Genomic DNA, 15,509 nt, shown 5'->3' with positions numbered 1-15,509 from the left:
ACGCGCCGCGCCCGGGAGCACGTTACGCGAGCCGCAGGAGTTTCCGGCCGAGCCATTCGAGTGAGAGCAGCAGCACGACCGCCAACATGACGACCGAGAGCCGCTGACCGGACCACCACGAGGCAAAGTATTTGTTGGTGGACTCGTCGGCCGGGGTCCAGGTCGGCATGTTGAACCCGCGGTCCCACAGGTCGCTCACCGGGCCGCGGTTCTGCGTGCTCACCTTCTTGGTCACCATGCACTCGGGGATTAGTTTCAGCAGTTCGGGGTCACCGACCCGGAACGCGAGGCGCTGGCCCGAAGTGTCCTTCGGGAGCCGGGCCTTGAGTTCGCCCTGGAGCTTGGGCGAGAGCCGGGCGTCGAAGTCCCGGTCCAACTCGCTCGCCATCCGGAACATGGCCGCGGGGTCCGGCTTCTTGTTGTCCATTTCCGGGTCGGCCGCGCGGATCTTGAACTCGCCGGACAGTTTCTCGGCCGAGTCCGGCACGTCGACCTCGACGCGGTAGATCGATTCCCCGGGGGCGTAGGTCTTCGGGTCGAGCAGCACCTGCCCGCCGTAGTACCCGTCGAACGCGCCGCTCGGGTTCGTCTTCGGGGACAGGTCGAACGGCCCGAACGAGCGCTTGTCGCCCCCGCCGGCCGGCTCCTGTACGATGGTGAACTTCGGCGAAGGCGCGGTGATCTCGTAGGGCTTGGCGCTCTCGTTGAGCACACGGGCCTGCACCCGGAGCGGGGCTCCGGAGACGGCCTCTTTGCCGACCAGCACGCGCCCGCGCGGGGCCTTGATGTTCCGCTTGCCGGCCATGTACTTAATCATCTTAACCCAGACGCGCTCGAAGTACTCGCGGCCCGTGCCCTCGCCCGGCTCGTACACGCGCATCTTGTAGAACTCGCCCGACGCGAGGAAGCACGTGCGCCACGCCGCGGACGGGTTGTTCGTGATGAGATAGGGGAGCTTGACGAGTTCCCCCGTGTCGCCCACATCCGCGAACTCCGCGAGCACCGCGCTACCGGCCTTCACCCCGCCGATCCCGACGTCCGGCTTGAGCGGATAGCACGAGAAGAACCCGCGGGTCGGGAACAGTTCTTCCTTCATGTCCGCGCTCGGGGCGTACTTCTCGCGATCGGTGAAGAACCGCTCCCACCCCGCGACGGGGTCGTCGGGCACCTTGTCGTCGAGCTTCAGGAGGTCCGACCCGATGATCGCCTTCGAGTTCAGGTAGAGGCGCCGCGGGGTCCGCGGGGTGCCCTTGATCCGCTGGGCGATGATGTCGGCCGGTTGAACCGGGAGGACGTCCAGCACCGGGTCGAGCCGGCTGTCCTTCTCGACGCGGGCGAGTTGGAACGTGTTGATCGGCCCGGCGACGTAGATCAGCCCGCCGCCGCCCTCTTTGACCCACCGGCGAAGATCCTCGGCCTGCTGAACGGATAACTCCGACCAGTCCGGGTCGAACGCGACGATGACGTCGTACTCGTTGAGGTTGTACGGCTTCTCGGGATCTTCCTTGACCGCGGGCTTCAGGTCGAACTTGGTCGGGAACCGCGGGATCACGAGTTCGTCCTGTTCCGCGGTGAGCTTGCCCGTCGTCCCGGCGTCGTTCTGCACGAACGTGGTGAGCGAGGCGCGCTTGTCCAGAACCTCACGAACTAGGAGCGTGCGGAGGAACGAGAACTCGCGCGACGGCGCCCCGGCCATGAGCAGGATGCGGAGCTTCTGTTGGACGACGTTGATCTCGCGCAGGGCGCTGATGTGCTCGGGGTCCGGGAACGCTTCCAGCGGATCTTTGGCGATCCGGGCGCGGGCGGACCACTTGCCCTCGGGCAGAACGCGCTTCTTGATGGCCGCGTCCTTCGAGTCCACCGTGAGCGGTTCGGGCAGTTTGGCCGGGTCGATGACGAACTCGGTCTGCCCGTGCGGGGGGTCGCCCGGCGCGAACACGAGCTTCTGGGTGACCTGGTGGTCCGGGGGCGCGGCCTTCACGTCGCGGCCGGGTAGCCACAGGTCGAGGGTCACTTCGACTTCCTTACCCGGGAGGTTCACCCCGTCGGCCTCGACGATGATCTTCCACGCCTCATCAATCGGAGCGCTGTCGGGAGCTTGCACGTCGGTGATGGTGATCGCGGCCGAGGTCCGCTCCTCGCCCACGGTGACCGTGAATACCGGGATCTTCTCGCGGACCGCGCGGTCCCGGAGCTCGGCGTAGCTCGAATCCGAGCCGAGGTTGCTGCGCCCGTCCGACAGGACGATGATGCCCTGAACCATGTTGGCCGACTCGCGGTTGATCGCCGCGGAGATCGAATCGGGCACGTTGGTGCCCAGCGTAATGGTGCGGGCCACGTCGATGCGCTTGTCGAGCTTTTCGAGGTTCTTGCGCAGGGCCGCGACGTCGTCATCGGATTCGAGGTTCGCGAACGACTTCAGTTCCGCATCGGCCTTCTTCGCGAACCACGCCTGCGCCCAGTCCGCGGTTCCGAGACCGTCGCCCCACTCGCGCCCCTCGGTAAGTTTCTTCTTGCCGTCGTCCGAGAGCCCGCGGAGCACGAACGGTTTGAAGTCGTACTTGCGGAACGCCTCCCAGTCCGCCTTCGCCCACACCGGGTCGCTCTGGGCCACCATCATCGGGGACTCGTCGAGCCGCGTGCCGAAGGCGTACACCGCGACCGGGTTCTTCTCGAGCAGGTTCTTCATGAACGCGATCTTCTCGTCCGTGAGGAACTCGATGAGCACGTCCATCCGGGTCCGGGACTTCTTCGAGGCCGCGGACCCGATCTCGTCGGTCACCTCGGTCACGCTCGGGCTGATGTCGAGCAGGATCACGACGCGGGACTGTTTGTTCGTGTCCTCCCAGGTCTGGATCGCGGGGAGCAGGAACACGAGCGCGAGGATCGCGTACACCGTGATCCGCAGGAGGGCGAGCGGCGCGGCGAAGTACCACCGGACGGTCCGCGAGTCCCGCACGTACATGAGGGCGACAAAAAACACGCCCAGGGCGAACAGCCCGATGGTGAGCGCGTACCACTTCACGACGTTGCCGGTGCCGGTCGTCGCGAGGGTGTCGCCGGTCCCCTTGGACGGCTCGGAATCGCGGATGTTGTAGAAGTACATCCCGACCGCGACGTACCCGATCAGCGCCAGCCAGAACCCGAGCCGGAGCCGCGCGGCGAGCGGATCCTTCGCGCCGGGTTGGAGCTTGTGGGCGTTCGCGTACCGGTAGGTGACGCGCGCGACCAGCGCCAGCACCACGAGCGCCAGGAGCACCTGACAGTAGATGTTCCCGACGAACGCGGCCGTCGCGTCGCCGGTGAACTGGTCGAACGAGTCGGACAGCCGCCGGAACACGAACTCGCTCTTTTTGGTCGTCGTTGTTTCGTTCATCGCCTGCTCGCGGGTGTCCGGTCGTGTTGGTTCGTGTGTTGGTGTTCGCCCGCGCCGGAACTGCCCCGGCGCGGGTCCGAGTCCGCCGATTAAGCCGAAACCGCGGGCTCACCGGCCTGCGCCTGCGGCGCGGCCGTTGTGTGTGCGAACGCGGCCGCCGCGCTGGGGGCCAACAGCTCCAGGTCTTCCGGCTTCGCGTGGTAGCTCATCCGCACCGCCCAGGCCTGTTCCGCGATCAGCACGAGCAGGATGAGCAGGTACAGCCAGCGCCGGCTCGACAGGTCCGTCGGCTTCTGCTTGAGCTGGTCGATCCACGACAGGTCCTCGATGTTGTGCTGCGGGGCCTTGTCGGTCCACTGCCCGAGGTCGTCGGTGTTGGCGCGGGTCAAGTCGCCCTCGCGCTTCGCGTCCACGTTGAACGCGACGGCGGCGTAATCCGGCTGCTCCGCGGGCGTGCCGGGCGGATCCTTGTCGCCTTTGAGCCGCGTCAGGCTGAAGATGTACACCCCGGGCACCTTCGCGTCGGCGTAGGACAATTGGAACGGGCGCCGCGGGGCGTCCGGGGCCGCATCGACCGCGTTCGCGGGTTGGTCGAGCGCCTGGTCACCGAGCGCCTTGGGGGTCAGCCCGCCCGCGGGCTTTTCGGACTTGACGGGGTCGAACGTTAAGAGATGGCGCGCCGTGGACGGTTTGTAGCGCGTGGCCTCGAATTCCGCGAAGAACCGGTCGCCCAGCGACAGGTTCCCCTCGCCGCCGCCACCGGCCAGGTACTTCTGCATCTCGCTCACCACGACCACCCAGCCCGGGCTGCCCTTACCCGAGGGCCAGTCGGTCCACTGCTTGTTGCCCGCGTGTGTGCCCCCGGCGTCGGTGGTCATCACCGCGACGCGCCCGCCCCCGCGCCCGAATTCCTTCGTGATGTACAGCGGGTCGCCGAACTTGGCCTTGTCCCGGAGTTGTAGCGCGAGCGGTTTGATCTCGGCCAGTTCGGGCTGGTTCCAGAAGTCGCGCAGGACCGGTTCGCTCTCGTCGCCGTCGTTGATCTGGTCGCAGAGCAACTGGTCTAAGTGCCGTGCGAGGAGCGAGAGCGGGACGCCGATCTCGGCCGGGGTTTCTTCGATGCTTCTGAGGAGCGGGGTCAGATACTTGCGGGCCTTCTCGAATTTCGCGTCGCCGGACTTGCCCCGAACGGCCCGCACCAGATCCTTGGCCTCCTGCTCGAACTCCGCGATCGGTTTCTCGTTCGGCATGCAGTACAGTTCCTTCACCGATTCGTTGTCGCGCCAATTCCCGCGCCGGGCTACCGGCCAGTACGAATCGATGTTGGTGAACAGGAAGTACCGCTCGACCTCGCTGTCCTTCGCGGTCCCCCCGCGCTCGTTGGTGTAGATCGAGTACAGAGCCGGGTGCTGGCGGTTGGCCGGGCTCCGGAGGATCACGCGCTTTCCAAAGGCCTTCTCGCGCGCAATTTTCTGTTCTTCGGTCAGCGCGACCGGCTCCTTGCTCGTCAGGGGTACGGGGAAGAACCCTTTCCCCTCTCGGTACATCCGCGCCGTGTAGTCCTCCGGCTTCACGTCCGGCCCGAGGAACACACCGACACCTCCGCCCTCCGAAATGAACCGTTCGAGGTTCGTCACCGCAGCCGCGCTGAGTTGCGGGACGTTGAGCAGGTACACGGTGGAGTATGGGCGCAGGTCGATGCCGTCGAGTTTTGAGGCCTCGGTCGCGACCCAGTCGATGCCGCCGAACGAGTCGATAAACAACTTGCGCAGGTAGAAGCTGTCGCCCTCCTGCTTGTCGCGTTTATCAACGCGCCCGTCGACCACGAGCACCTGGAGCTTCGGGCGCACCTCGATGACCGTGTGGCGCACGTTGTCGGTCGCGAAATCGCCCGGTTCGACGGTCGCGAGGACCGCGGTCACGAGGTTGAACCGGTCCAGCGGGCGCTCGCGCGACCCGGTCTGCGTGAACATCGCCTGACACGACTCGCGCTTTTCCTGGTTGGCCGGAAGGGTGGGGATCACGATCGACCGGATCGTGTCCTTGACCCCGTTAAGGTAGAAGTCGACCCGGACCTCCTTAAGGTCGGTCGCCCCGAAGTTCCGGACCAGGATCTCGATGTCGGTTTGCTGGTTGATCGCGACGATCCGGTTACGCGGCTTGAGCTCGACGATGGCTACGTTGTTGTTGGACTGCGGGGACTTGCGGTCCGGCTTGCGCGCGGGACTCACCACGTCGATGAAGTGGACCGTGACCCCGAGATCCTTCAGTTCCGTGAGCTTGCCTTTGATCGTGTCGCCGTCCTCGGTCCAGTCGATGTTCCGCGTGTCGGAAATCACGTGGACCACCTTCGCGTTCGTCGGGGGGGCGTTGCCGAGCAGCGCGCGGGCCGCGTCGAGACCGTCCTTGAGGCTCTTTCGCACCGTAGCCACCTGGAGCGGCTTCAGGTGCCCCTCCATCGCGTCGATCGCCAGCGCGTTCACCTTCGCGTCATCGGTTTTGGCGGGGAACGGCTTGTCGAGTTCCGAGAGCCGCATCACCTGCATGGTCTGGTTGGTCGTCGCCTCGGCCGTGGCCGGCATCAGTTTCTCGTAAACGAGCCGCTTGGCCTCACCGAAGGCGTCGGTCGGGGTGCCGTCGTCCCGGCGCCACGCATCGGCCATGCTCGGGGTGTCGTCGAGGATGACGAGGTGCGTGGTGGCCCGCGTCTCCATCCCCTCTTTACCGCCGCACCCGCCGATGTACCGCGCGAACAGGACGCCCGCGAGGAACACGAGCAGGCAGCGCAGGAACAGCAGGAGCAGTTGCTCCAAAATCTTGCGCCGGCGCATGCGCTTCTGCGCCTTCAGCAAGAACTCCATCGCCGCCCACTTGACGCGCCGGTACCGGATCCGGTTGATCAGGTGGATGATGATCGGCACGCTGACGAGGAGCGCCCCGGCCAGGAACGTCCACGGGTTGAGGAACTGCGAGAGCATCGGTGCGGGTCTCGGCGTCGGTGATCGGTTCGGGGTGCCGCGCGGCCCGCTTCACCGGGTGGGGAGCGGACCAGTAACCCGGCGGCGCCGGGCGGAAATCGGTGCGTTCGGGTCAGCGCCGGGCCGGGGCCCGCGTGGACATCCGCTGGAAGAGGAACTTCGAGAGGACCGCGTCCATGTAGTCGCTCGTGCGGAGGAGCGTGTAGTCGACCCCGATCCGGGTGCACCCGCGGCGCACCTCGGTGAGGTAAAGTTCCAGTTCCTCCAGGTACCCCTCGCGGAGCGCGCGCGGGTCGCACAGCAGGTCCGGGAGCTGTTCGAGGCCTCGAACTTCGTCATCCCGGAGAACGGGAACAGCAGCTCGTCGTCGTCGAGGATGTGGAACATCATCACGTCGTGGCGCCGGTGCCGGAGCATCTCCAGCCCCTTGAAGATCCCCTCCCGGTCGCACAGCAGGTCCGAGAACACGAGCACCAGCCCGCGGCTCGGCATGCTCTCCGCGACCTGGCGCATGATCTTGACCATGTCGGTCTTCTCGCGCGGGTTCGACACGTGGAGCGCCTTGGTCACGGCGTCCATGTGGCGCACCGAGCTGCGCGGCGGGATCGCCTCGCGCACGTCCGAGTCGAACGTGATGAGCCCGCACGAGTCCTGCTGCTTGACGGTCATGTACGCGAGGCACGCGGCGGCCGTCGCGACGTAGTCGTACTTGTACAGCGTGCCCGCCTTGCGGTGCTTGTCGGCCCCGTAGAGCATGGACTCGCTCGCGTCCACGACCACGTAGGAGCGCAAGTTCGTTTCCGCTTCGTACTGCTTGATCACGAACTTATCGGACCGCTGCCACACCTTCCAGTCGATGCGGCGCAGGTCGTCGCCGGGCATGTACTCGCGGTGCTGGACGAACTCCACGCTCTGCCCGTACACGGGGCTCTTGTGCATCCCCGACAGGAACCCCTCGACCACCTGGCGCGCCCGCAGGTCGAGCTGCGAGATGCGGGCGATTACCTTCGGGTCGAGGAACCGGCGCGGGTTGTCGAAGTCGCTGCGCTTGGCCATGACGATTCAGTTCCAATGGGTCCGATGAGGCCGTATCCAAGTGGCGCACAGAAACGGGTCCGGGTTCCCGACTTGGCGCGCGGAACCCGAACCCGAACCCCATTTACGACGCGAACATCTTCTGGAACCGCGGGTCGCCGAGCAGCGCGCCTTCCTTCTCCGGGGTCTCCTCGACCAGCTTCTTGATGACCACGTCGGTGGTCACGCCCTCGGACGCGGCGGTGAAGTTGGTCAGGATGCGGTGCCGGAGAATCGGCAGCGCGAGGGCCTTGATGTCCTCGGTGGTCACATGGGCGCGACCGTAGAGCAGCGCGCGGGCCTTGCCCCCGAGGATCAGGTTCTGAACCGCGCGGGGGCCGGCGCCCCAGCTCAACCAGTCCTTGATGAACTTCGGCGTGCCCGGCTCGCCGATGCGCGTCTGGCGCACGAGCGCGAGGCAGTAGTGGATCACGTGGTCGGTCACCGGCACCTTGCGGACCAGGGTCTGGATCTCCTGGATCTGTTCGCCGGAGAGCACCGGGGTGATCTCGTCCGACACCACCCCGGTCGTGCGCCGGGCGATCTCGAACTCCTCGTTGAACGACGGGTAGTGGACGTACACTTTGAACATGAAGCGGTCCTGCTGCGCTTCGGGCAGCGGGTACGTCCCTTCCTGTTCGATCGGGTTCTGGGTCGCGAGCACGAAGAACGGGTTCGCGAGCTTGTGGCGCACGCGCCCGACGGACACCTGGCGCTCCTGCATCGCCTCGAGGAGCGCGGCCTGGGTGCGGGGCGGGGTCCGGTTGATTTCGTCCGCGAGCACCATGTTCGAGAACAGCGGACCGGGCCGGAACAGCAGCTCGAACGACCCGGTGGCCGGGTTCTTCTCAATGAAGTCCGTGCCGGTGATGTCGGCGGGCATCAGGTCGGGCGTGAACTGGATGCGACTGAATTCGAGCGACAAGCACCGCGAGAGCGTGCTAATCATGAGCGTCTTCGCCAGCCCCGGCACGCCTTCCAGCATGCAGTGGCCCTTGCTGAAGAGGGCGATGAGCAGCTCCTCGATCACCTGGTCCTGACCGACGATGACGCGGGTCAACTGCTTCTTGATATTATCGAACGCCGTCTTGAGCTTGTGAATGGAGTCGACTTCGCTCTGCGCCATTTGCCCGGGGGTACTCATCGCTGCTTCGCTCTCAGGAATTTGGGTAAAGGGGGTTGAGTGTGAGGATCACAATACACTTCGCCGGGTGATCTCGTCGCCCACAAAGCGCGACTTTACCGCTCGGGCAAAGTGTGCCGGCAGGCAGGGTCGGTACAACCCCGCCGGTCGGCACAACACGGTCAGCGCTGGTAGATGGGCAGAATGCCCTTCTCCAACTGGAGCAAGCACAAATTGATGCTCGTCACGTAGACGGGCGAAATGGAGCTCTGGGTCCAGGCGCCGCTGTTCTTCTCTTGGTTATCGAGAATTTGCGGGAAGTAGCACTCCTTGAACCGCGCCCAGGAGAGCCACTTGTCCTTCTCCTTCTGGTCCGGGAACATCTCGCCGTAGCGCTCGTCGCCCAGCGAGTACATGGCCTGACCGAAGTAGTACGTCTGGTACTCGTCGTGGGCCTGACGGCCCTTCGCTAAAAACGTGCTCTCGTGGTCCTTGCAGTACTTGAGCCAGCGCTTGGGGAGTTCGGACTTGTACTGACCCGCGCTGAACCCGCAACAGATCGCCGCGGCCGTCAGCGGCGGGCGCTCCTGACCGCGCCCCGCGACACCGCCGAGGTAGTTGTAGATGATGCCGCCGTCGGTGGTGGTGCACGCCTCGAGGTAGTTCACGGCCTTGTCGATGTTCTCCTTGGGAACCGGAATGCCCGCGTTACGAGCCGCGCGCAGCCCCTGGAGCGCGGTGATCGTCACGGACCCTTCGTCGAAGTTCCCCCCGTCGGCGGCGCTGACGTACCCCCACCCGCCGATGTCCACGTCCTTGCCCTCGGCCTTGCGGTGCTTCTTGAGGGTCTGGGCCTTGCAGATGAACTCCACCGCCTTCTTCAGCAGCTTCTCGAGCTTCTCGCGCTGCTCCTTGTCCTCTTCCTCCCCGTACACGCTCGCCAGGAACATCGTTCCGAAACCCTGGCCGTACATGTACCGGGTCGATTCGGTGGGGTTGCGAGTGTCGCCGAGCATGCCGTTGGCTTGCTGGCGCGCGGGTGCGAGGAACCAGTCGACCGCTTTCTTCACTTGATCGGAGTACTTGCCTTCCTTGAGTGTGCTGCCTTCCATGAGGAACGCCATGCCCGCTAGCGCGGTCATCGTGGTCGGGTACTGCCCCCCCTGAGCTTCCCAGTGACCATCCTGGGCCTGCGTCTTCTTCAGGTACTCGAGTCCCCGTTCGACGGCCTTCTCGATGGCCTTCTTCTGTTCCTTGTCGTCGGCGGCGCAGGCCGGTTGGGGTGCGGGAACGGCAATCACGCCGCCCACCACACACGTCGCCAGGGTTGTGAGCAACCAGCTGCGAGGCATGAAGACTCTCCCACGGGAACCCACTACTCGTTCGACCTGCGAGGGATCGTTCGGAACATGGGTTATGGGTAGAAGACGACCGAGGGGCAACGGATTAACAGCAGTGGGCAGTGATTGACCACCGAATTGGGAGAGGGGTGGAAAACGGGATACGAGCGACAGAATTTGCGCTCGGCCAAAGAAAAGCCCGACAGATCGGTTCCGGATGTTGGTGCCACAATCTGCGACACCGAGTCCGGAACCGATCTTCAAATGAGAGCGCCAACAACCACGGGCGCACTCGAATCACTTACTTTTTCGCGTCGTCGGGCTTCTTCGGCTCGTCGGCCTGGATGCGGACGGACACGTCGTACCGGTTCAGAGTAATCGTCCCGTTCTTCGAGTCCACAATTAAATTGAACTGGTTCCCGTTGTACGCGAGTGGTTTATCGAAGAGCAGGCGCCCGCGCTCCTTTTCGATCACCACCACGTTGTGGACCCACCGTCCGCCGTTCTGGTTCATCGTCACCGCGGCGGCCAGAATCACCGGCAGTTCGTTGAACTGTTCGAGGATGATCTGCTGGTTTTCGAGAACCCCTTCGTACACCCAGAGCCGCTTGGCGGTCCCGCGGTCGAATGCGTAAATGGGGCCGTTGACCCGCTGGGACCGGACCATCGAAGCGATGTTGAGCTGCCGACCGGCGTTGGAATCCTGGTCCAGAACCAGGTAGAACCGGTCGGGGTCGGCGAACACCTGCGCCCCGGTACACGACTTCAGGTGGGTCGGGACGTTCTTCTGGTCGATCTTCAGGGTCGCGATCACCTCGCCGGTCCGCACGGAGAAGATCTCCGCGGTCCCGTCGGGCGCGACGAACCCGGTCCAGTCGGGGTTGAGCGGGGACGAGATCGGGACCGCCTTCGCGTCGTACTCCTTCTTCCACAGGTCCTTACCGGTCGCGAGGTCGTACAGGCGCAGCACGCGGGGCTGGTCCCCGGTACCGGACGAGATGAGCGCCGTGCGCCCGATGATGCGGTACGACTTGGCGCCCGCGAGCACGCGCCCGGAGTCCGGCGAGTTCTCGACCTGCATCCCGTCCACGGCCCGGAGCAGTTTCGTCGACACGGGCTTGTGGGTTCCGGTCGACTCGGTTTCCACGAGCACGACGTACCGCCCGTCGCCGTACATATGGGTGCGCTCCGGTACCCCCTGGCGCGTCCATAACACGCGCCGGGTCAGCGGCTCGATGGCCTCCAGCCCGTCGGACGTCAGGAGGCAGACGTAGTTCGCCTGGAGCAGCGCGCCGCGCCCCATCGGCACCTTCAGACCGGTGCTGAGGATCAGTTCGCACTCCCCGTCGGGCGTGACGTCGACCTGGTAGCTCATGTTCGGCTGGAGCGGCTCACTGGGGAGCAGGTTCTTGTTCCACAGCTCCTTCTTCTCGGCCAGGTCGAAGCAGTAGACCGTCATGCCCATCTGCACGAGCATCAGGTGCCCGTGGCCCTGGACGAACTTGGACCACGGGATCGCCCCGCCGGTGCGCGAGTACAGGTTCTGGTTCGCCATGTTCGGGAACCGGACGCGCTCGTTGCCAGTGGAGCGGTCGAACCCGCGGAGCGCCCACGTCCCGTTGCCGGAGACGTTCTGGTCGAGTGCGAACCGGTACTGGCGGTACGCGGGGAACAGGTCCGGGGGCGACTCGATCTCGAACTGCTGCCCGTAGTACGGCGAACTGGCCGGCTCGCGCTGCTCGGCCCGCACGCGGGTCGGGAGCGGGTAGCGGCTGGGCTCCAGGAACGGGAGCAGGCGCTTGTCGGTGAGCAGGTTCGTGAGGAAGTCGCTCCCGGTCTTCCCGTCGCGGATGACGACGTTCGGGTACTCCTTCCCGAGCTGCAGGTACAACCCGACCGCGTCCTCCATCATGCGGCCCTTGATCATCAGTTGCGCGAGCGCCTCGGTGGCCCGGGCGCGCACGACCGGGTCGTCGGAGACCACGCGGAGCTGCGACAGGTGCGTTTGCGCCTCGCGGGCGTCGGCGTCGTTGTTGGTCGCGGCCAGCACCTCGGCGAGCTTGAACTGGGCCTCGGTCCCGGTATCGAAGAACGGGCCGAACACCGCGACGAACTCGCGGAGCCGCTGCAGGTTGTTCCCGCCCTTGACCGCGTCCCACTCTTTCGTGACTCGCGCTTCGAGCGACTTCTTCGCCTCGGCGGTGGTGGACCGGCGGATCATGGCCTCAATGCGCCCGCGCGCCCACACGTCGGGGCGCATGCGCACGTTCGGCTCGTCGGGCGTCTCGAGCAACTGCTTGCCCTCGCCCAGGTTCGCGAGCGCGAGGTAATGGTCGAAGGCCTCGCTGAGGCGCCCCTGGGTCTCGCGCCCGCGCGCCAGCAGGTAGTAGTGGAGGCGCTTGCGGCGCTTGACCTCGTCCTCGCGGCGCACCTTGTCCTCCGGGGTCTCCGTCGGGACCGGCGGAACCTCGCACAGCGCCTCGTACTCCTTGAGGTACGCCTCGCCCGCGCCGAAGTCGGCCCGGAGCAGCTCGGTGTACACGATGTAGAGCTTGTCGCGCAGGAGCGGGCGCTTCTCGGCCGGCAGGTTGTTCTTCTCGGCCTCCTTGAAGTCGGCGATCGCCTCCCGCAGCTTGCCGCTATCGAGGCTCAACTCGCCCCGGGCGAGGAGCCCGAGCGGATCCCTGGGGTTCTTGTCGAGGAGCTTGTTCATCTCCGCGATCTTGAGCTCCAGTTGCGGGTACGCCGCGACCTCCCACGGCGACTGGGCGAACACCAGCCCGTCCTGGAACACCAGGTTCCCGATCCCGTACTTGGCGAGTTCGGAGGTGTCGTTGCGCTTCCGGGCCGCGGTCTTGGAGACGATCGCGCCGTCCTCGATGTTGACGGCCCAGATTTCCCCGGCCGGGACCGCGTCGCGCCCGGCCGTCTCCTGCCGCACCGGGACGTAGAAGGCGTTGCGCCCGACGGTCCCGTGGCCGGTCGGCGCGGGGATCGTAACGGGCGCCCACGCGACCTTCGGGCGCTGCGTGCCCTTGTCCTCGCCGGTCAGGTGGTAGGCCCGGATCTGGTTCGTCCCGACCACGACGACCCGGTCGTTGACCACGCCGCCGACGTACAGGTCCGTGCTCTCCTTGGGCACCTCCCATAGAACCTTACCCGAGCGCAGGTCGAGGCACTGCAAGACGTCCGAGTCGTAAGCCGTGAGGATCACGCGCCCGTTGCTGATGATCGGTCCCGACGAGCGCCACCGGTCGGTCTTGAGTTGGGGCGTGATGTTCGGCATCCCGGTGTTCGGGTTGTAGGACGGCTGTGCCGGCGCGAGCTTCCGGTACCCGTGCGCCCAGAGCAGGCTCCGGGACCGGGCGTCCACCGCGACGACGACGCCGCAGTTGGTCGGGCAGACCACGATCCCGTCGCTGGCGGCGAGGGCCGCGCTCTGGTACCGGCGCACCGAGTCGGTGGGGAGCGTGTTGTTGGGCTTGCCGAGCTTTTGGCTCCACACGAGCGCCGGTTTCGGGGTCGGGTCCGGGCCGGGCACTTTTTGGAGGTTCTTCGGATCGAGGCACAGCAAGCGGATGACGCCGGACTGTTCGATCAGCACGTAGAGCCGCCCGTTGATCGGCAGCGGCGGGCACAGGAACACGGCGTCGAGGCACAGCCGGAACACGTCCGTTGTCTTGTCGGCCTCTTCCTCGGTGAGGCGCACGGGCAGCGGTTGCCCCTTCGAGTCGTGCGAGGGCTCCTTTACCCGACCGAGCTCCCACTTGAGGTTCCCGCTCTTCAAATCCACCGCGGCCAGGCGCCCGGCGCGGACCATGTCCGCGAGGTCGCCGCTGTGCCGGAACTGCGGCCCGTTGTTGATCCCGAAGTCCGGGTTGTTGAAGACCGGGGGCGGGGTGATCGCGAGGTCGTCCACGAAGTAAACGTTCTGCCCGTCGTGGGCCAGGGAGCCGATGAGCGGGTTCTCGTAGAAAATGCTGGACACGTTGATCGTTTTGCTGTTGTACGTGGTCCACCACGCCTTCACGTCGCGGGTCATGTCCACGTCGCTGGTGCCGTCGCTCTTCACCAACTGGTGCAACCCGGCCGTGGTCTTCGAGCGCCACGCGATCTCGCCCGCGCGCACGACGCGCCCGTTCACCACGCGGTCCCGGGTCGCGACCGCGTAGACGCCGTCGTAGGTGCGGAACACGATGAGGTCGGTTGTGGTGACCGGGAACGTGCCCGGGAGCGGGACGCCCTTGGACTTGCCGTCGCGGGCGAACAGTTTTTCCAGTTCCCCCTTGATCCAGAGGTTGGCCTCGTCGTCGCCGTCGTAGAACATCGGGAACCCGAACACCTTGTCGAGGAACGGCGGGCCGCCGTCCACGATCGCGTTGCGGGCCGCGTTGCCGCCCTTGGTGCCCCACTCGCCGACCACGGCGTTGGCCCGCAAAAGTTCGACGGGCCGGTCCAGTTCCGCGCGCACCATTTCCGGGGTGTACTTCTTCCGCCCGATCGTGACCCCGTCCCGGGTCGCCTTCAGGAGCTTCTCCTGGGCCTCCTTGAACAGCTCATTGTGCCGGGGATCGGGGCTGCGCTTGAACGCCAGCGCGGTCTTGAAGAGCGTGAGCGGGGTGAAGATCTCCTCCACGTCCTTGCGCGGGAGCACGCGCTCGAACGCATACGCCGCTTCGAGGAAGTTCCCGCGCTCGAGGTAGAGCGTGCCGAGGAGCACGGTGGCTTCGGCCCCGGCCCGGGTATGGAAGTAGCGCTGCGACACGTCGGCGAGAATCGCCACATCGCCCTTCGCCTCGATCGCGTTGTCGAGGAGGCCGGCCGCGGTCGCGCCGTAGGCCTGCTGGTAGAACTGTAGGCCCTCGGGCTGGAAGTCCGCGATGATGCGGTTCGCCTCGGTCTTCACGCTGATCCGGTTGACGCGGGTCTCGTTCCCGACCTTGTACTTAACGTCGAAGAACGAGTCGCTCGGGGCGTCGAGAATATTCTGGAGCAGCGGGCAAATGGTGTTGTACGGCGGCTCTTTGAACGCCAGGTAGTCGCGGGCGGCCTTCAGTTTGCTCTTCGCGTCGCGCTCGTAGGGCGGGGCGAACGGCAAGCTCTCGTCGAGCTCCGATCGATCGTCCTTCTTCTCTTTGCCCTTAACATCCTTCTGCCCCGGGGCGACGGGCTGGGCCACGGCACCGAACTGCCCGTGGGCCGCGTGCCCGCCCCACGACACGAGCCACGCGACGAGCGTGACGAGCAACGCGCAGGACAGCAGCCGCATTTTGTAGCCACGCATGGTGGTTCCCATTTCTGTCCGTGACCGGTACGCCACGCACAACCGGCGCACCCGACCGATTTTGTCACTTTCCCACATGGCCCACAAGGAGAAATCTACACGCCCTTGTTTGACCGGGGAAGTGGCGCCCGGCACAACCCGTTACACGGAGAGGAAGGTCGATCTGGTATGACGAACCGCCTTGTACCACCTAACGCACCCGCCCTGTCCGTTACACGCACGCGCAGGAGACGGATCGCCCGCACCGATCGCTCGCGAGTAACATTTGCTAACATTTCGGGACTGCCCCCTCGCACCTCAATTTTTCCCAAAGAAAACGGCACCCACTACTCAC

General features: G+C 65.7%; 6 protein-coding genes. All 6 read right to left on the bottom strand.

The genetic code is table 11. From position 1 onward, the window contains the following. Nucleotides 1-22: 22 nt before the first annotated feature. Nucleotides 23-3,376: a VWA domain-containing protein gene (locus VT84_RS18285; protein WP_082840518.1), complete on the bottom strand. Its 3,354-nt coding sequence runs from the start codon at nucleotides 3,374-3,376 to the stop codon at nucleotides 23-25. Nucleotides 3,377-3,465: 89 nt separating this feature from the next. Then, complete coding sequence (locus VT84_RS18280; RefSeq protein ID WP_082840517.1) at nucleotides 3,466-6,354, bottom strand: BatA domain-containing protein; 2,889 nt, start codon at nucleotides 6,352-6,354, stop codon at nucleotides 3,466-3,468. 51 nt (nucleotides 6,355-6,405) lie between these two features. Next, entirely contained in the window at nucleotides 6,406-7,410 is a 1,005-nt protein-coding gene (locus tag VT84_RS18275; RefSeq protein WP_239465891.1) for a DUF58 domain-containing protein, read from the bottom strand. Nucleotides 7,411-7,513: 103 nt separating this feature from the next. After that, on the bottom strand, nucleotides 7,514-8,572 hold the full coding sequence (locus VT84_RS18270; protein WP_082840516.1) for an AAA family ATPase: 1,059 nt from the start codon (nucleotides 8,570-8,572) through the stop codon (nucleotides 7,514-7,516). 161 nt (nucleotides 8,573-8,733) lie between these two features. Next, nucleotides 8,734-9,903, bottom strand: a complete 1,170-nt coding sequence (locus tag VT84_RS18265) for a prenyltransferase/squalene oxidase repeat-containing protein (RefSeq protein WP_082840515.1) — start codon at nucleotides 9,901-9,903, stop codon at nucleotides 8,734-8,736. A 289-nt stretch (nucleotides 9,904-10,192) separates the two neighbouring features. Beyond that, complete coding sequence (locus VT84_RS18260; protein ID WP_162271762.1) at nucleotides 10,193-15,175, bottom strand: PQQ-binding-like beta-propeller repeat protein; 4,983 nt, start codon at nucleotides 15,173-15,175, stop codon at nucleotides 10,193-10,195. Between the last annotated feature and the right edge of the window lie 334 nt (nucleotides 15,176-15,509).

It is taken from the genome of Gemmata sp. SH-PL17, assembly GCF_001610855.1.
Classification (GTDB): domain Bacteria; phylum Planctomycetota; class Planctomycetia; order Gemmatales; family Gemmataceae; genus Gemmata; species Gemmata massiliana.
This window is presented reverse-complemented; position numbering and strand designations above follow the sequence as displayed.

What these genes read in the sequence shown, in the direction of transcription:
- VT84_RS18265 (WP_082840515.1), bottom strand. Translation starts at nt 9,903, where the DNA reads ATGCCTCGCAGCTGGTTGCTCACAACCCTGGCGACGTGTGTGGTGGGC.
- VT84_RS18270 (WP_082840516.1), bottom strand. Translation starts at nt 8,572, where the DNA reads ATGAGTACCCCCGGGCAAATGGCGCAGAGCGAAGTCGACTCCATTCAC.
- VT84_RS18285 (WP_082840518.1), bottom strand. Translation starts at nt 3,376, where the DNA reads ATGAACGAAACAACGACGACCAAAAAGAGCGAGTTCGTGTTCCGGCGG.
- VT84_RS18280 (WP_082840517.1), bottom strand. Translation starts at nt 6,354, where the DNA reads ATGCTCTCGCAGTTCCTCAACCCGTGGACGTTCCTGGCCGGGGCGCTC.
- VT84_RS18275 (WP_239465891.1), bottom strand. Translation starts at nt 7,410, where the DNA reads ATGGCCAAGCGCAGCGACTTCGACAACCCGCGCCGGTTCCTCGACCCG.
- VT84_RS18260 (WP_162271762.1), bottom strand. Translation starts at nt 15,175, where the DNA reads ATGCGTGGCTACAAAATGCGGCTGCTGTCCTGCGCGTTGCTCGTCACG.